Source organism: Poseidonocella sp. HB161398 (assembly GCF_005870025.1).
In the GTDB taxonomy this organism is placed as follows: domain Bacteria; phylum Pseudomonadota; class Alphaproteobacteria; order Rhodobacterales; family Rhodobacteraceae; genus Mangrovicoccus.
This window is the reverse complement of the sequence record NZ_VATA01000030.1, coordinates 26,236-42,785: the sequence shown is the minus strand read 5'-3', so window position 1 is coordinate 42,785 and position 16,550 is coordinate 26,236. Positions and strand designations below refer to the sequence as shown.

General features: G+C 71.0%; 11 protein-coding genes. 2 read left to right on the top strand and 9 right to left on the bottom strand.

The annotated features are described in order from the left end of the window. Positions 1–48: 48 nt before the first annotated feature. On the top strand, positions 49–2,430 hold the full coding sequence (locus FGX59_RS21300; protein WP_138469144.1) for a molybdopterin-dependent oxidoreductase: 2,382 nt from the start codon (positions 49–51) through the stop codon (positions 2,428–2,430). Positions 2,431–3,704: 1,274 nt separating this feature from the next. On the opposite strand, the gene FGX59_RS21295 is transcribed toward FGX59_RS21300, so the two are convergent. The 7 genes from FGX59_RS21295 to FGX59_RS21265 all read right to left on the bottom strand — a co-directional run bounded on the left by FGX59_RS21295 (position 3,705) and on the right by FGX59_RS21265 (position 12,998). Then, positions 3,705–5,210 (bottom strand): NCS1 family transporter, encoded by a 1,506-nt coding sequence (locus FGX59_RS21295; protein ID WP_138469143.1) that lies wholly within the window; start codon positions 5,208–5,210, stop codon positions 3,705–3,707. 64 nt (positions 5,211–5,274) lie between these two features. After that, complete coding sequence (locus FGX59_RS21290; RefSeq protein WP_138469142.1) at positions 5,275–7,059, bottom strand: hydantoinase B/oxoprolinase family protein; 1,785 nt, start codon at positions 7,057–7,059, stop codon at positions 5,275–5,277. A gap of 13 nt (positions 7,060–7,072) precedes the next feature. After that, positions 7,073–9,157: a hydantoinase/oxoprolinase family protein gene (locus tag FGX59_RS21285; RefSeq protein WP_138469141.1), complete on the bottom strand. Its 2,085-nt coding sequence runs from the start codon at positions 9,155–9,157 to the stop codon at positions 7,073–7,075. 36 nt (positions 9,158–9,193) lie between these two features. Continuing rightward, positions 9,194–10,477, bottom strand: a complete 1,284-nt coding sequence (locus FGX59_RS21280; RefSeq protein ID WP_138469140.1) for a TRAP transporter large permease — start codon at positions 10,475–10,477, stop codon at positions 9,194–9,196. Continuing rightward, complete coding sequence (locus FGX59_RS21275) at positions 10,471–11,082, bottom strand: TRAP transporter small permease subunit (RefSeq protein ID WP_240722623.1); 612 nt, start codon at positions 11,080–11,082, stop codon at positions 10,471–10,473. The genes FGX59_RS21280 and FGX59_RS21275 overlap by 7 nt, the downstream gene beginning before the upstream one ends. Before the next feature lie 60 nt (positions 11,083–11,142). Continuing rightward, complete coding sequence (locus FGX59_RS21270; RefSeq protein WP_138469138.1) at positions 11,143–12,213, bottom strand: TRAP transporter substrate-binding protein; 1,071 nt, start codon at positions 12,211–12,213, stop codon at positions 11,143–11,145. A 62-nt stretch (positions 12,214–12,275) separates the two neighbouring features. Further along, positions 12,276–12,998: an isochorismatase family protein gene (locus FGX59_RS21265; RefSeq protein ID WP_138469137.1), complete on the bottom strand. Its 723-nt coding sequence runs from the start codon at positions 12,996–12,998 to the stop codon at positions 12,276–12,278. Positions 12,999–13,184: 186 nt separating this feature from the next. Between FGX59_RS21265 and FGX59_RS21260 the strand changes: the two genes are divergently transcribed. Continuing rightward, positions 13,185–14,081 carry a LysR family transcriptional regulator gene (locus tag FGX59_RS21260; RefSeq protein ID WP_138469136.1) on the top strand — a complete coding sequence of 299 codons (897 nt, stop codon included), beginning with the start codon at positions 13,185–13,187 and terminating at the stop codon, positions 14,079–14,081. Positions 14,082–14,139: 58 nt separating this feature from the next. On the opposite strand, the gene FGX59_RS21255 is transcribed toward FGX59_RS21260, so the two are convergent. Together FGX59_RS21255 and FGX59_RS21250 are read right to left on the bottom strand one after the other, a co-directional pair. Continuing rightward, positions 14,140–15,357 (bottom strand): MFS transporter, encoded by a 1,218-nt coding sequence (locus tag FGX59_RS21255; protein WP_240722622.1) that lies wholly within the window; start codon positions 15,355–15,357, stop codon positions 14,140–14,142. After that, positions 15,354–16,544: a serine hydrolase gene (locus tag FGX59_RS21250; protein ID WP_138469135.1), complete on the bottom strand. Its 1,191-nt coding sequence runs from the start codon at positions 16,542–16,544 to the stop codon at positions 15,354–15,356. The genes FGX59_RS21255 and FGX59_RS21250 overlap by 4 nt, the downstream gene beginning before the upstream one ends. Between the last annotated feature and the right edge of the window lie 6 nt (positions 16,545–16,550).

Here is a 16,550-nt window from a genome sequence, read left to right as displayed (position 1 = left end):
ATGATGACTGACGTTACGTTACCTTGTCAGGCAGCGGAGGACAGCCCCATGGGAAGACCCGCAGAGGCCCCGGCCGGAATGCCGGAGCAGGACCCGCTCGTCGCGATGCACTGGGGCGCCTACCGCGCCGAACGGGAGGGGGGCAGGCTCGTCTCCCTGCGCGGCATGGAGGACGATCCCGAGCCCTCGCCGATCGGGCAGAGCATCGCCGGCACGCTGTCCGGTCCCTGCCGCATCCGCGGTCCGATGATCCGCAGGGGCTTCCTCGAGCAGGGGCATCGCAGCGACACCGCGCGGCGCGGCGCGGACAGCTTCGTCGAGACAGGCTGGGACGAGGCGCTCGACCTTGCCGCGGCGGAGCTGGAGCGGGTGCGCAGCGAGCATGGCAATGCGGCGATCTATTCGGGCTCCTACGGCTGGGCCTCGGCCGGGCGCTTCCACCATGCCAAGAGCCAGCTGCGCCGCTTCATGAACATGTTCGGCGGCAGCACGGTTTCGGTGAACACCTATAGCTGCTCCTCCGCCGAGGTGATCCTGCCGCATGTGGTCGGGCCGTTCATGCCGCTGCTGGCGGAGCACACGTCCTGGGAGGCAGTGGCAGAGGCCGGGTCGCTGGTCGTCGCCTTCGGCGGGCTGGCGCGGCGCAACGGGCAGGTCAATGCCGGCGGCGTCGGCCGCCATGTCCAGCACGCGGCGATGATGCGCGCGCGCCGCGCCGGGGCGCGCTTCGTCAATGTCTCGCCGATCCGCTCGGATGCCGATCCGGAACTCGGGGCAGACTGGCTGCCGGTCCGGCCCGGGACGGATGTCGCGCTGATGCTGGGGCTGGCGCATGAGCTGCTGCGCGAGGGGCACCATGACCGCGCCTTCCTGGAGAGCCACTGCACCGGCTTCGCGGAGTTCCTGCCCTATCTGGAGGGTGCGGCCGACGGCCAGCCCAAGGACGCCGCCTGGGCCGCGGAGATCACCGGCCTGCCGGCCGCCGCGATTGCCGATCTGGCCCGGCGCCTGGCGCAGGGGCCCGCGATCCTGAATGCCAGCTGGTCGCTCACCCGGCAGCAGAATGGCGAGCAGATCTACTGGATGCTCGTGGTGCTGGCGGCGATGCTCGGCGGGATCGGGCGGCCGGGCGAAGGCTTCGCGCTGGGGCTCGGCGCGGTCAACGGCGTCGGCAACGCCTTCTCGCCGCTGCCGCTGGCGGCCCTGCCGATGGGCGGGGATCCCTGCGGCAGCTTCATCCCGGTGGCCCGGATCTCGGACATGCTGCTCTCGCCCGGCGCCGCCTACCGCTATGACGGGCAGACGCGGCACTATCCGGAGGTCCGGCTGATCTACTGGGCCGGCGGCAATGTCTTCCACCACCACCAGGATCTCAACCGGCTGCGGCGGGCCTGGCAGCGCGCCGGAACGGTGATCGTGCACGAGCCCTTCTGGACGCCGATGGCGCGGCATGCCGACATCGTCCTGCCCTCGACGCTCCCGGCCGAGCGCAGCGACATCGTCGGCACCTTCAACGAAAGCCGGGTCATGTTCTCCTCGCAGGTCGCGGCGCCCCATGGGCAGACGCGCAACGACCACGACATCTTCGCGGGGCTGGCCGCCCGGCTGCGGCCCGGGGACGGCAACGGCACCGGCTTCGCCGAGCGCTTCACCGAAGGGCTGGACGAGGCGGGCTGGCTCCGGCGGCTCTACGAGGCGTCCCGCGAGGCGGTGCCCGGCGGGGCGGACTGGCCGGATTTCGCGGCGTTTTGCGCCAAGGGGCATCTCGACCTGCCGCCGCCTGAGCGGCCGCAGACGATGCTGGCCGCGTTCCGGGCCGATCCGGCGGGCGCGCCGCTGCCGACCCCGTCGGGCAGAATCGAGATCTTCAGCGCCGCCGTCGCCGCGTTCGGGGCAGGGGATCTGCCCGGCCATCCGGTCTGGCGGGCACCGCGGGAATGGCTTGGCAGCGCGCTGTCGGCGGCCCTGCCGCTCCACCTGATCTCGCACCAGCCGGAGGGACGGCTGCACAGCCAGCTCGATCACGGCGCGACCAGCCTGGCGGGCAAGCGCCGCGGCCGGGAGCCCTGCCGCCTCAACCCCGGGGACGCCGCAGAGCGGGGGATATCCGAGGGCGACATGGTGCGGGTCTTCAACCACCGCGGCGCCTGCCTGAGCGTCGCCCGGCTGAGCCGCGACATCCGGCGGGGGGTGATCAGCCTGCCGACCGGCGCCTGGCACGACCCCGATCTGGACGGAGACCCCGCGCTCTGCCGCCATGGGAATCCCAATGTGCTGACCTCGGACCTGCCGACCTCGGAGATCGCCCAGGGCCCGGCGGCGATGACCTGCCTCGTGGAGGCGGAGCTTTTCACCGGTCCCGTGCCCGAGGTCATGGCGCACCGGCCGCCGGAGATCGAGCGCCGGAAGGCAGCGCCCGGCCCGGTCTAGGGCGCGCAGGCGGCCCTGCGCGCTTCTTTTCCCGCGCTTGCGCTGCTCACGTGTTCCTCATCCCAGTCGAAGCCGGGGGGCACGCCGCCATGGCCGGGGCAACTGTCCAGGATGCGGGCCATTCTGCAGGGCCGCGACTGGCAGGCAGCACGGCGCGCTCTTCCGCAATGGTCATCCTGCCCGAGACCCTCGATCCCCGGCTCCCCGGGTATCTCCGGGACCGCACCAGCAGGCCAGCCCTCTGCCTGTCCCGGCGCGGCGCGATCATGTGCGAGGGGCGTCCGGCCCCCGGTTCCTAGCGCAGCGCGGGAGCTCCGGGAGCGTACCAGCAGGCCAGCGCTCTGCTGCCAGTCCGCGGCGCCGTGCGATCATGTGCGAGGGGCGTCCGGCACCCGGTCCCCGGCTCCGTGGAGCGCCTCCGGGACCGCAGCAGTCGGCCAGCTCTCTGCTGGTCCCGGCTGGCGCGATCATCCGCGAGGGGCGTCGCCCCCTCCGGCACCCGGTCCCTGGCGCGGCGCGGGATCTCCGGGGACGCATCAGCCGTCCCGCCCTCCGCTGCCGGTCCCGGGCTCTGGCGAGAGCGCCGGGATCGCCGATGGGGGCGGCAGGCTCTGCCTCTTGTCCGGGCGGAGGTTCGGCGCGCGGAGGGCAGATGCCGAAACGGGTGACGTCGGAACCGCTGATGTCGTAAGGGATCCCGGCGAAAGGTCCGGTCCGTTAGGCCGCCCTGCAAAGGGTCCTGCCCGTCTTGCGGAAGCGGCGCCGGGCCTGGCCGCGCGGGTCTGCGTGAAATGTGCCGCCACGCTCAATTCGTGGCGGCACGGCCCTGTAGAAGCCGAATTGGGAGCCTTCTGGGAGAGCGGCACCCGGCTTCCAGCCCGGAATAGACTACACTCCTGACCCTGCGTAAATACTCCTTTGGTTGTATTCCGGAAATGTGATGCATTTCGGAAACGGGGCAGTCCGGCCATCGGCGGAGCCCGTCCCTGCCGGGGACGGCAGAGGACACCGCCCTTGGGCCGCGAGGCGGAACCGGTTCGGGAGCCGCGGAAGAGCAGGCGGGTATGCGCCCCGCCGCCGCGCCCTTGCGGCACCGCCGGAGGTCGGACCGGCCGGCCCCGTCCAGAGGCCGCGGGCAGGGGAGCCGCCCCGCTGGGCGCGGTCCCGGGATCTCCCGGACGGGACCGCATGGCGGCCACGCTGCTGCCGCGCGGACCCGGTGCCTCGGTTGCCCCTGGCCGCGGGATGCACGGGCCGCTGGCCCGACCCGCCGGCTAGAGATCCTCGCGGCGGATGGCCTCGCCATGGGCCTGCTCGGGCGTCAGCCGGGCAAAGCGGCCCTCGCCGGAATAGGCCCAGCTGACCCCTGCGGAGGTGGCGAGGTAGGCGTCCGAATAGCCGCTGTCGATCTCGGCCTGGGGATGCGCCTTGAGGACCGCGAGCTTCATCAGCGCCAGATAGAGCACCAGCCCCGCCGGGAAGCCGATGAGGAAGGCGTATTGCGACTGCCAGGCGGCGACACCGCCGCCGAGGGCCCAGGCGCCGATCCCGGCCCAGTTGACGCCGCCCGAATAGCGGTACTGGCCCGCCGGATCGAAAAGCGCCGGCACGTTCAGGCGGCGGCGCCGCAGCAGGTAGTAATCGGCCACCATGATGCCGCCGAGCGCCGACAGGAAGGCGCCGTAATAGCCCAGGAAAACGAAGAGGTTGTCGAGGATCCGCCAGGGGAAGCACAGCGTGCCCGCCACCCCGGCCAGCGCCACCGCCCTGCGGTAGGTGATCACCCGCGGCGCGAGATTGACGAAGGTCAGCGCCGAGGGTATGAGGTTGGCCGAATTGTTGGTCGACCACTGCGCCAGCACGACCAGCGCCAGCAGCAGCACCAGCGACAGGCCCTGGCCCTCGCCCTGGATCACCTCGACCGGGTTCCAGTTGCCGGTGGCGATGAAGGACACCGCCCCGAGCCCGGCGATCAGCGCCTGCGTCGCGGGCAGCGCCACCAGCTGCGCCAGGAAGACATTGCGGTTGCGCCGGAAGAACCCCTTGGCGCCCGAGGGCGTCTTCACGAAGCGGGTCAGGTTGGGGATGTCCACCGCCATGGTCGACCAGAAGCTCATATTGGCGATGAAGAGCACCATCAGAGACATCTCGCCCGGCGCCTTGTAGGTCCAGATATTGATCCCCTGCGTCGCCGCCACGTCCTCCAGCGTGAGGTACATCCAGACCGAGATGGCGATGATCGCCGGGGCGGCAAGGGCGGCGAGCCGTTCCACCGACTTGATGCCCATCGCGGTGTTGGCGATCTGCAGCAGGCCGAAGACCACGTACCAGACCACCCAGTTCTCGAAGCCCAGGAAGTATTCGCCGATGCCGTTCAGCGCCAGCGCGCCCAGATAGGTCTGGATGCCGAACCACGCTGCCGCCACGATCCCGCGGGACACGGCCGGGACATGGGTGCCGTGCACGCCGAAGGGCGCGCGCAGGTAGACGGCGAAGGACAGGCCGTGCTCGGTGCCGATATCGGCGGTCGCCACCATGACGAGCCCGATGGCGAGATTGGCCAGCGCGATCACCGCGGCCACCGTGGCCAGCGGCACGCCGCCGGCGATGCCCGAGGCCCCCAGCGAATAGGTCGCGATGATCACCGCGATGCCCACCCAGATCCAGGCATAGCCCAGCCAGCCGATCGGCCGCTGGCCGTTGAGCGTGGGCAGGATGGATTCCTCGATCAGCGCGCCGGTTTCCCTGCTGGCGCTGGCGGTCTGGTCTGTCGCCGTCATGTCGGACGTCCCTGTCGGTTCAAGTTGGGGCAAAGGGGCGGAGCAGGCTCCGCCCCCGGCGGGGTCAGCGCGCGTCCCGCATCCGGTCGCGCAGCGCATTGGTGGCGCCCATGTCCACGGTTTCCGTGTCGAGGTCCACCACCACGCCATAGGCCGCGCGGGCATGCCCGACGGTGCAGAACCCGTCCAGCACATCCTCGAGCACCGTCATCTCGGGCCGCTCGAGCGGATCGCCGTAGCCGCCGCCATTGGGGCTGTAATAGGCCATCACGTCGCCCGCCTTCACCTCGAGACCGGAGAATTTCGACGGCATTTCCGTCACCTCCTCCGGACGGGCGGCATTGTAGACCAGGCACTTGCCGACCGCGCCCTCATGGCCGCCGAAGATGCCCCAGGGCGCCTCGGTATGGCGTTCGCTCTCATGGGTGATGAAGGCATCCGTCAGTACGCGCTGCGATTTCACCACGCCGATGCCGCCGCGGTACCGTCCCGCGCCCGGGGGCATGTCGTCGCGCAGCTCGTAGCGGTCGCAGATCATCGGGATGTGCATCGCCAGATCCTCGAGCGGGTTGTTGCGGGTATTGGCCATCAGGTTGTCGATGCTGTCCGGCCCGTCCGAGCGCGGCCGCCCGCCATAGGCGCCCTCGTTGACCTCCAGGAACACCCAGTACGCGCCCGAGGGCCGCAGCCCGGAATAGGCCGCGAAGCTGATCGAGGCGGAGCTGCCCGCGATCACGGTTTCCGGCAGCACCGGCGCCAGCGCGCGGATGATCAGGTCGATCATCCGGTTGCACTGGGTGAAGCGCGCCTCGGCCGAGGCGGGGCTGCGCGGGTTGAAGATCGAGCCCAGCGGCGCCGAGACCCTGATCGGGCGGAACGAGCCCTCGTTCGACGGCACCCGCGCCTCCGAGGTCGCCGCATCGAGCAGCAGCTTGCGGAAGGCGGCATAGGCGGCGACCTTGGTCGAGCCCTCGAAGGGCACGTTATAGGCGGTGGGGGTCTGCTCGGCAGAGCCGGCGAGATCGACCTCGACCTCGTCGCCCGCGACGCGCACCGTCACCTTGACCTTCAGCTGCCTGCCGCGGTTGCGCCCGTCATCGTCCAGCCAGCCCTCGGCGGCGTATTCGCCATCGGGGATCTCCGCGATGCGCTGCCGGGTCATGCGCTCGGAATAGTCCATGAGCTGGCGGGCGGCGCCGAAGACCACGTCTTCGCCATAGGTCCCGATCAGCTCCGCGAAGCGCTTCGCGCCCAGCCGGGCCGAGGCCACCTGCGCCTCGAGATCGCTGACCAGCTGGGCCCCCGCGCGGCTGTTGCGGCGGATGAAGGTCCACATGGCGGTGTTCGGCCGGCCCTTGCGGTAAAGCTTCACCCCCGCCAGCAGCATGCCCTCGGCATAGACATCGGGCACGTCGATGATCAGCCCCGGGGTGGCCGCGCCGATATCGACATGGTGCGCCGTGTTGCCCGCGAAGCCCACCAGCCGCCCCTCGTGGAAGACCGGCACGACGATGGCCAGGTCGGGGGTGTGCGAGGCGCCGTGATAGGGGTGGTTGTGGACGACGACATCGCCCTCGTACCACTCGCCGTCCTCCAGCGTCTCGGCGATGCCGCGCAGGTAGCCGGGGATCGAGCCGATATGCATCGGCGTGGATTCGCTTTCGCACAGCGTGTTGAACTGCGCGTCGAACAGCCCGGCGCCCAGATCCTGGCTTTCGCGGATGATCGAGGAGAAGGACATGCGGTAGAGCACATGGCCCATCTCCTCGGCGATCGTCTCGAAAGAGCCCCGGATCACCTGGAGCGTGACCGGATCGACCTCCGGGGCGGTGTCGGTAATGGCATTCATCTTGCGGTCTCCGTTACTGGTCCTGCCCGGCGCGCCGGATGCGGGTGTTGCCGTGGGCGAGCGTCTCGGCGAGGTAGCCCGGCGGGACGAGTGTCGTTGCGTCATGCTGCACCAGGATCGCCGGGCCGGGCACCACGTCGCCGGCAAGGAGCTTCGCCCGGTCGTAGCGCGGCGTTTCCAGGGTCCGCCCGTCGTCGAAGGTCGTCGGGCGCACGAAGAGCAGCGCCCGGTCGGGGCTGGATCCGTCGGTGGCCGGGATGGCCGGGATCGCGATCCTCCGCGCCGCCGCGGTGCCGATGGCGCGCAGGGTGATCAGCTCGACCGGCGCGTCGCGGTAGCTGTAGCCGTAATCCTGGTGGTGCCGGTCGTGGAAGCTCTCGGCGATGGCGGCCACATTGGCGGCCGTCACCGGCCCGTCGGGCATGGCGGCGCGCAGCTCGAAGCCCTGGCCGTGGTAGCGGCATTCGGCCAGGATCTCGATGCGCTGCGCCTCGCGCGGGATGCCGTCGCCGTCGAGCTCCCGCGCGACCTTCTCGCGCAGCGCCCCGGCCGCGCCGTTGATCCGCGCCAGCGCCGCCGGGCCGGCCCCCGCCAGCTCGATGATGACGGCCTCGGTATGCTCGTATTGCAGATCGGTCTTCAGCAGCCCCACCGCGGCGGTGATCCCCGGCGCCACCGGCACCAGCACATCGCGGGCGGAAACCGCCTCGGCCAGCGCCACGCCATGCAGCGGACCCGCCCCGCCGAAGGGCATGATCGAGAACTGCCGCGGGTCGATCCCGCGCGCCACCGAGTTCGACCGGATCGCCAGCGCCATGCTGGAATTGATGATCCGGATGATCCCCAGCGCCGCCTCCGTGACGGTCAGGCCGAGCGGCCGGGCGATCTTCTCCTCGACCGCCCTGCGCGCGAGGCCCGCGTCGAGCGCGAGATCGCCGCCAAGCGCCATGTCCGGATCGAGCCGCCCCAGCACGATCTGCGCGTCGGTCACCGTCGGCTCGGTCCCGCCGCGCCCGTAGCAGGCCGGCCCCGGCTCCGACCCGGCGGAGCGCGGCCCGACATGGAACCCGCCCGCCGCGTCGATATGGGCGACCGAGCCGCCGCCCGCGCCGATGGTCACGAGGTCGATCATCGGCGTCAGCACCGGATGGCCGGACACGAAGGTGTCGCGCGGGTTCATCATCTTGATCTGGTGGCCGGGGATGGTGCTGATATCCGCGGAGGTGCCGCCGATATCGACGGTGATGATATTGCCGGTCCCGGCCATCTCGCCCTCGGAGGCGCCGCCGATCACCCCGCCGGCCGGGCCCGACATCAGGATGCGCACCGGCCGCCGGGCGCAGGCCCCGACGGTCGATACCCCGCCATTCGACTGGATGATGCGCAGCCGCGACTGCACCCCGGCCTCGCGCAGCCGGGCCTCGAGATCGCGCAGGTAGAAGGCGGTCTTCGGCCCGACATAGGAGTTCATCGCCGCGGTGGAGAAGCGTTCGTATTCGCGCATCACATTGGCCACCTCGGAGGCGAGGGTGACATAGGCGCCGGGCATTTCCTCCTGGACGATCTCGCGGGCGCGGCGTTCGTGCGCGTCGTTGAGGAAGGCGAACATGAAGCCGATCACCACCGAGTCGATGCCGCGCCTGCGGAAGAGCGCGCAGGCGGCGCGCACCGCCTGCTCGTCGAGCGGGGTCGCGATCTCGCCCGTGGGCGGCACGATGCGCTCGGCCACGGCGATGCGGTTGCGCCGCTTGACCAGCGGCCGGGACTGCCACGGCACGTCGAAATGCAGCGAGAAGTTGTGCGGCCGCTTGTGGCGGCCGATATGCAGGATGTCGCGGAAGCCCTCCGAGGTGATCATCCCGCAATCCGAGCCGTTATTCTCGATCGTGATGTTCGTCGCGGTCGTGGTGCCGTGGACGATGGTCTCGACCTCGGAGGCCGGGATGCCGGCCATCTCGCAGATCCGCTGCACGCCCTCGACCACGCCGATCGACTGGTTCTTCAGTGTCGTCGGCACCTTGTGGTAGAACACCCCCGCCGCCGTCTCCAGCACGAGATCGGTATTCGTCCCGCCGACATCCACGCCTATCCTTGCCATGGTTCCTTGCCTTTCCTGTTGTCCTTGTTGCCTGCGTCAGCCGGCGGTGCCCGGCAGCCAGAGCGCGATCTGCGGCACCGCCAGCAGCAGCGCGATCATCGCCAGAAGCGCCGCGAGAAACGGCAGCGCCCCGAGGATCACGTCATTGACCGACCCGCCCTTGCGGACCCCCTGGATGACGTAGAGATTGACCCCGATCGGCGGCGTGATCAGCGCGGTCTCAAGCATCAGCATCATCAGGATGCCGAACCATACCAGATCGAAGCCGAGCCCCGCCACGATCGGCGCCAGCAGGGGCGTCGCGATCAGCAGCAGCGACAGCGCCTCCATCACGCAGCCGAGCAGCATCACCGCGATCACGATGGCGATCATCGTCTGCATCGGGCCGAGGCCGAGCCCGCCGATGAAGGCGCTGAGCAGGTCGGTCAGCCCGACCACCGCCAGCACGAAATTGAGGAACATCGCCGCCAGAACGATCAGCATGACCATCGCCGTCGTCCGCATGGTGGCCTCGATCGCGAGCCGCAGCATGCCGGGCGTCAGGCTCCGCGTGCAGGCAGCGAGCGCAAGCGCCGCGGCCACCCCGAGCGAGGCCGCCTCGGTCGGCGTCGCCACCCCGGCATAGATCGAGCCGACGACCACGAGGAAGATCCCCAGGGGCGGCAGCAGGTCGGGCAGGCTGCGGAGGCGCTCGGCCCAGCTGCTGCGCTGGCGGCGGCCGTCCCAGCCGGGGCGCAGGATGCAGGCCCCGGCGATCGTCGCCATGAAGAGCCCCGCCAGCATCAGCCCGGGCAGGAAGCCCGCGAGATAGAGCTTCGGCACCGAGGTGTCGGTCAGCAGCGCATAGACGATCATGTTGATCGAGGGCGGGATGAGGATGCCCAGCGTGCCGCCCGCCGCCAGCGTGCCCATGAAGAGCCGCGGGTTGTAGCCGTTGCGCGCGATCTGCGGCAGCGCGACCGTGCCGACCGTCGCCGCCGTGGCGATCGAGGATCCGGAGGTGGCGGCAAAGAGCGTGCAGGCGCCGATATTGGAATGCATCAGCCCGCCCGGCAGCCAGGACATCCAGTGCGACAGCGCCGCGTACATGCGCCCGGCGATGCCCGCGCGCAGCAGGATCTCGCCCATCAGGATGAAGAGCGGCACCGCGATCAGCACGAAATCGGTGCTGTTGCTCCAGAAGATGTCCCCGGCGGCCAGGTGCAGCGGCATGGGCGAGTAGATCAGCCCCAGCGCCAGCGCGAGGCAGCCGATGACGGCGGCGATCGGCACGCTTGCGGCGATCAGCCCGAAGAGCAGCCCGGCGGCAGTCGTCAGCATGGCCGCGCCTCCCGTGCCGGGCCGGGACCGCCGGCATCGGTGCCGGGGATCTCTGCGCCGATCTCCTCTTCGAGGGACAGCGCGCCGCCGAGCGCCTGCACCTCGTCATCCTCGCCGCGCGCCCAGGCGGCGGCGAGCCCGTAGAGGACCACGGCCAGCGCCGCGCAGAACAGGCCCCATCCGGCCAGCCACAGCCCCTGAGGCAGGATCAGCGGCACCCGCAGCGGCGTGATCGAATGCGCTCCGTTCTCCCAGGTGATCCGCACCGTCGCGAGGATCCGCCAGGTGACGACGGCGGCGAAGGCCCCGAGCAGCGCGAGGGCGAAGATGTCCGCCAGCCCCCGCAGCCGGGCAGGCAGGCGGGCATAGGCCACGTCGATCCGCACATTGGCCCGGCACAGCAGGGCATAGGGGAAGGCGAAGGCAGTGGAGATGGCGAAGAGATAGCCCGAGATCTCGTCCGAGCCGCCCATCGTGACCCCGAAGAGCTTGCGCGAGAGCACGTCGGCCGAGACCATCAGCGCGGCCAGCAGCATCATCGCGCCGCCGATCCAGACCGCGACTTGCGACAGGCGCAGCAGGCCGGAGAAAAGCATCCGGTACATGCGCGTTCCTTTCATCGGTTGCCGGAAGGCGGGCCGCAGGGCGCGGCCCGCGGGTTTGCCTCAGCCTTCGGAGCCGGGCGCCGTCAGCCCGGCGGCCGCGCCGGCGGTGGCGTTCCAGGTGGCGGCGCAGTCGGCCCCGCATCGCGCGGCCCAGCGTCGGAGCACGAACTCGTCGAGGATCCTCTGGCGCGCGGCGGTGTCGCTCTGCTGCGGCAGGTGCAGCTCGGCGCTGCCCGGGGTGCCGCCCAGCGTGCAGGCCGGGCCGGTTCCCGTCAGGCAGGCGACGCCCATGTCCTGCTGCTCTTCGGCGATGCGCCAGCCATCGGCCTCCATGTCGTCGAAGGCGGTCTGCATGACCTCGCGCGTGGCGGCGTCGAGCCCGTCCCAGAGCGCGGCATTGACCGCGGTGAAGGTGATCGAATAGCCCACCGGCAGGGCGAAGACATGGCCGATCACCTCGTGCCAGCTGGCCTTGTAGGCCGAGACCGGATCGGTGATCGCGCAGTCGGCCACGCCCTTTTCCAGCGCCGGGACGACCTCGGCGAAGGGCAGGGTCACCGTCACGCCGCCTGCGCCTTCGACGAAATCGCCGAGCGTGGCGGAATGCACCCGCACCTTGCGGCCCTTCAGGTCGGCGATCGAGGCCACCTCTTCGCGGCAGTAGATCATCGAGGCCGGCCAGGGATGCAGCGCCACGATGGTCGCGCCGTAGGTCTCGCGGAAAAGCCTGTCCATGACCGGCTCGTAGGCATCGGCGATGGCATGCATGGTGGCGAAATCCGCGGCGATGCTCGAGAGGTCCGCCCCCTCGATGGCCGGGTTCTCGGAGGCGACATAGGAGCCGAGCCCGTGGGCGATCTCGAAGACGCCGAGATCGAGCAGCCGCATGACCTCGCCGCCTTTCAGCCCGGCCTCGGTGATCGGGATGGCGTCGCCGCTCAGCGCGCCGCCACTCGCCGCGCCGATCCTGTCGTTCCAGAAGGGCGCCTCGACATTCTGCCAGGAGGAGAGGTTGCCCCAGGTGCCGACGACCTTGAAGTCGCGCGGCGGCAGATCCTGCGCGGCCGCAGCCGCCGCCCCGGCGCAGAGCGCCGCGATTAGCCCGGTCCGGGCCGGAGAGATGAAGTTCATTGATGCAGTCCCTGTTGAAGGAGGAAGGGCGCCGCTTCTTCCGGTGGCGCCCTTCGGTGGCGCTACTCTGCGGCGGCGGGCACCCGGCCCAGCCCCTCGATGTAGGAGACGCATTCGCCGACCGATTTGACGTCGCCGAACTTGGCGTCGATGTCGAAGAGGTTCCACGCCTTGGCGCCGGGCACCCGGTCGCCGATCGCCTCGCGCACGGCGATCGGGCGGAAGCCGTCGGCAATGCCGTCGCAGATGGTCTGGCGCACGCAGGCGCAGGCGGTGACGCCGGTCACCAGGATGGTGTCGACATTGTTCGCCCGCAGGATCCCGGCCAGCTCGGTGCCGTGGAAGGACGACGCGCGCTTCTTCAGCAGCGTGTACTCGCCGGGCACCGGGGCGATACGGCTGTCGATGGCCCAGAGCTCCCTGTCGGCCAGATCCACCACGTCGACCGGGATTTTGTCGTGCCAGAGGCCCATATCGGTGAAATCGGCGGCGCGGTCGGTGATCTCGTAGGCGGTGGTGACATGCACGACCGGCAGCTTCGCGGCGCGGAACGCCTTCAGCAGCGCCTGCATCGCCGGGATGATCTCGTTGTCCATCTTCTCCTGGTCGCAGGTGAAGGGGTTGCCGGGGCGGGTCCAGGCATTGGCGAGATCGACGCTCACCAGCGCCGGACGCTTGCCGAAGCCGACGCGGCGCTGGAATCCGCGCTCCTGGTAGAGCTTGGTTGATGCGTCGAACGCAGCCTGCAGCATCGCGTCGAGCTCGGTGTTGTCGAGGGTGGCCATGGATCCTCCGGATTCGTGAATATGGCTGTAAATACGGATGTCTTGACACGGGATCCGATCATCTCGGACAGGCCCTGCCTGACAGGACACATGAATTCCACGCCCGCGCGCTGATATGAATTGACCATTTCGCAAATACTAATGCACAAGCAACATCAATTCCGGACCCCTGACGCGAGCCGCCCGATGCGTGACCTGCCCGAACTGTCGCTGCTGCATTCCTTCGTCACCGTGGCGCAGGAGCTGAACTTCCGCCGCAGCGCCGAGCGGCTGGCGCTCGACCAGTCGGCGCTCAGCCGCCGCATCCAGAAGCTCGAGGCGACGCTCGGCTACCGCCTGCTGGAGCGCACCACCCGCGAGGTGATGCTGACCCCGGCCGGCCAGCTCTTCTACCGCCGGGCCAGCGACGTGCTGCATGACTGCGCCCAGGGGGTCAGCGATGCGCGCAGCGTCGCCGAGGGCCGCACCGGGCGGGTGCGGGTCGCCTACATGTCCTTCGCCTCGACCGAGCTGATGCCCCAGGCGGTGGCGCGCTTCGAACGGGATCACCCCGATATCCGGCTCGAGCTGCGCTACATCCGCACCCAGGGGCAGAAGCTGGCCCTGGCCAATGACGAGATCGATGTCGGCTTCATGATCGGCCCCTACGAGAACAGCGAATGCGAGACCGAGCTGCTGGCCAGCGAGCTGCTCTACGCGGTGCTGCCCAAGGGCCACCGGCTGCTGCGCAAGCCCCAGCTCGAGCCGCACGACCTTGCGCAGGAGCCGATGATCCTCGGCGACATGACGGAATGGGGGGAGTACCGCTACCGGCTGGAGGATCTGTTCAACCGGATCGGCCTGGACCTGACGCCGCGGCTCGAGGCGTCGAACACGCTGGCGCTGATCGGGCTGGTGGCCGCCGGGCTTGGCGTGACGATCTATCCCGAAGGGCTGATCGGCTTCCTCGGCCGCAATGTCGAGACCCGCCCCATCGTGGCGCCCGGCTTCCGCAGCCGCACTGTCCTGGCCTGGAAGCGCAGCAATCGCGCGCGCGCCGTGCTGGACTTCGTCGAGATCGCCAAGCGCCGCGGGCTGCGCTGATCCCGCCCGCAGCGCCCGGGCAGGGGTCGGAGCGCTGCGGGACGGGCGGACGGCGCGCCTAGGATCCGGCGCCGTCCAGGCCGCGGCCGGCGCCGGGGCAGGGCGCCGCGGAGCGGGGAAAGCCGGACCGCCCCGCCATCGACACCGCCGCCAGCGCTGCCCCGAGGAGCAGCAGGATGGCCGGGGCGAAGGCCGCCGGGCCCGCCCGGTCGAGCAGCAGCCCGCCCAGGATCCCGCCGCCGGCAATCGCCGCGTTCCAGGCGGTGACCAGCATCGACTGCGCGAGATCGGCCGCCTCGCCTGCCACCCGCGACAGCGCCGTCTGGAAGAGCGTCGCCGCGCCGCCGAAGGCGAGCCCCCAGATGGCAACGGCCGGGACGACCGCCGGGGCGGCCCCGTGCCAGAGCCCGAGGATCAGCGCCGCAAGGCCGAAGAGCGCGATGCTGGCCAGGGTGAGCGCGCGCAGATGGCGGTCGATCAGCAGGCCTACGATCCAGATGCCCGCCAGCGAGGCCAGGCCGAAAAGCAGCAGCACGGCATCCGTCCGCCGGGCCAGGCCCGCCTCCGCCAGGACCGGCGCGACATAGGTGTAGAGGATGTTATGCGCCAGCACGTAGCCCAGCACCGCGGCCAGCACGGGACGCAGGCCGGGCCGGACGAAGACCTGCCGCAGCGGCGGCCTCCGCTCCGCTGCCTGCCCGGCGAAATCCGGCAGGCCGAGACGCACCCACAGCATGATCGCCAGCGCCAGGAGGCTCATCGCCCCGAAGCACAGGCGCCACCCTGCGAGCGTGCCGAGAAAGGTACCCGCCGGCACGCCGAGCGACAGCGCCAGCGGCGTTCCGGCCATGGCGACCGCAATCGCGCGGCCCCTCTGCGCCTCCGGCACCATCCGCGCGGCGTAGCCCGCAAGCAGCGCCCAGACCAGCCCCGCCGACATGCCCGCCAGGAAGCGCGCCGCCATGGTCAGCGCGAAGCTCGCCGACAGCGCGGTGACGGCATTCGCAAGCGCGAAGCCCGCCAGTGCCGCAAGCAGCAGGGGACGCCGCCGCAGCCCCTGCGAGGCGGCCGTCAGCGGCAGCGCCGCCGCCAGCGCGCCCGCGGCGTAGACCGTCACCGTCTGGCCGATCCAGGATTCGGTGACGCCGAGCCCCTGCGCCATCCCGGCAAGCAGCCCGGCCGGCAGGGCCTCCGTCAGGATGGTGACGAAGGCGGCCGCGGCCAGCGCCAGCAGTGCGCCCATCGGCAGGCGCCCGCCCGGTCCCGCGGCGCTCACCGCAGGGCCTCTGCCGCATAGACCGCGTCGCGCAGATCGGTGACGAAACGCCCGGACATGCCTTCGTAGAGCGTGTTGGTCAGCGCCACGACGCTGAGGCCGCGGGCCGGGTCCACGAACCAGGAATGCCCGTAGGCGCCGCCCCAGCGCCAGGTGCCCGCCGATTCCGGCGAGGCGGCCAGGCCGGGATCGCGCAGCACCGAGAAGCCCAGCCCGAAGCCCGTGCCCGGCGCGTCGGGCAGCTCCAGCCCGCCGGTCTGGTCGCGCCCCATCTCGGCCGCCAGGGCGCCGGGCAGGAGCGGCGCGCCGCCCTGGCGCAGCGTCTCCAGCAGGCGCAGCAGGTCGCCGGCCGTCCCCGCCATGCCGGCACCGCCCGAGGGATAGGCCGCCGGGTCGAAGATGCGCGCGGGGCTGAACTCGATCCCCACCGCCCCGTCGAAGGCGGAGACGGTTTCGCCCTCGGCCAGCCGGTGCGGCCGCGGCGCATCGCTGACATAGGCGGTCGCCACCCGCCGCGGGTCCCGCGCGACGAAGCCGGTATCGGCCATGCCCAGCGGGCAGGTGACCAGCCGCTCCACCGCCGCCCCCAGCGGCGCGCCCGCGACCCGCGCGATCAGCCCGCCCAGCACGTCCGTGGCCAGCGAATAGCCCCAGGACGTGCCCGGCTCGTAGCTCAGCGGCACGCTCGCGAGGCGCCGGAGGTTCTCGCCCAGGCCGATGCCGGAGGCATCCATCCCGTCCGACACGCCGGCCCGGGCCAGCGGACCGCCGGCATCGGCCTCGAGGAAGCGGTAGCCCAGCCCCGCCATGTGGCTGAGCAGATGCCGCGGCGTGATCCGCGCCGGACGGCCATCCGCCAGCCGGAAGCCGAGCTCCGGCAGCCAGGCCGCGATATCCGCATCGAGATCCAGCCGCCCCTGCGCCACCAGCGCCATCGCCGCGGCCGAGACGACGGGCTTGCTTGCCGAGGCCAGCCGGAAGACCGTCTCCGGCGTCATCGGCCGCGCGGTTTCGCGATCGGCGAGGCCGGCCGCCTGGCGGTGGACCAGCACGCCGTCGCGGGCCACCAGCACGACCGCGCCGACCAGGCGCTCTGCGGCGATCGCGTCCTCGACAACGCGGCGGATGCCGCTGGCGGCGGGGCCGGGCGGACGGGTCGTGCCCGTGGGAATTTCGGTCATCGTCATGGCTGT

Coding starts and splice junctions, on each gene's coding strand:
- FGX59_RS21265 (WP_138469137.1), bottom strand. CDS start 12,998: ATGGCCACCCTCGACAACACCGAGCTCGACGCGATGCTGCAGGCTGCG.
- FGX59_RS21250 (WP_138469135.1), bottom strand. CDS start 16,544: ATGACGATGACCGAAATTCCCACGGGCACGACCCGTCCGCCCGGCCCC.
- FGX59_RS21295 (WP_138469143.1), bottom strand. CDS start 5,210: ATGACGGCGACAGACCAGACCGCCAGCGCCAGCAGGGAAACCGGCGCG.
- FGX59_RS21275 (WP_240722623.1), bottom strand. CDS start 11,082: ATGTACCGGATGCTTTTCTCCGGCCTGCTGCGCCTGTCGCAAGTCGCG.
- FGX59_RS21290 (WP_138469142.1), bottom strand. CDS start 7,059: ATGAATGCCATTACCGACACCGCCCCGGAGGTCGATCCGGTCACGCTC.
- FGX59_RS21280 (WP_138469140.1), bottom strand. CDS start 10,477: ATGCTGACGACTGCCGCCGGGCTGCTCTTCGGGCTGATCGCCGCAAGC.
- FGX59_RS21260 (WP_138469136.1), top strand. CDS start 13,185: ATGCGTGACCTGCCCGAACTGTCGCTGCTGCATTCCTTCGTCACCGTG.
- FGX59_RS21285 (WP_138469141.1), bottom strand. CDS start 9,157: ATGGCAAGGATAGGCGTGGATGTCGGCGGGACGAATACCGATCTCGTG.
- FGX59_RS21300 (WP_138469144.1), top strand. CDS start 49: ATGGGAAGACCCGCAGAGGCCCCGGCCGGAATGCCGGAGCAGGACCCG.
- FGX59_RS21270 (WP_138469138.1), bottom strand. CDS start 12,213: ATGAACTTCATCTCTCCGGCCCGGACCGGGCTAATCGCGGCGCTCTGC.